The sequence below is a fragment of the Acinetobacter sp. NigerLNRRAM0016 genome (genome assembly GCF_054112845.1).
This window is the reverse complement of the sequence record NZ_JBSYVT010000124.1, coordinates 1-440: the sequence shown is the minus strand read 5'-3', so window position 1 is coordinate 440 and position 440 is coordinate 1. Positions and strand designations below refer to the sequence as shown.

General features: G+C 38.4%; 1 protein-coding gene. It reads left to right on the top strand.

Annotated features, from left to right (window positions below):
* The coding region (locus tag ACWQ4X_RS19815; protein ID WP_457904688.1) for a hypothetical protein at positions 1-313 on the top strand (313 nt) is incomplete at its 5' end.
* Positions 314-440 lie beyond the last annotated feature (127 nt).

Here is a 440-nt window from a genome sequence, read left to right as displayed (position 1 = left end):
GGTGCGAGCAGAACATCATCCCCATAAGCCAAGTCGTTTAGATTGTATTTTTCTACTGCCAGATATTCAATCAGCTTGGAGATATAAACAACTCATGGCCGATTGGAATGTAATTTATGAAGTTGAAATTGATCCTACTCTAACTACACATTCAGGGGACTACCAAAAAGTTATCCCTATGAATGAACCATTACTTCACCAAACTCCCAACTTCGCCCACAATTATTGGACTGTAGACCCCAATCCTAGTTTCATTGAGATCCTTTACCCCAGTTCGGTTACTATCACTAAAATCATTGAGGATAGCCTCTGAGTGATTATGTATTGGCATTTCAATTTGTGCTTCATCACTTAATAGACTTTTCATAGATATTCTCCTTAGTTATTGTTTCGTGTGAACGCTCTCACTTGAGGGCTTTCAAAAACAACGCTTTCTCTTT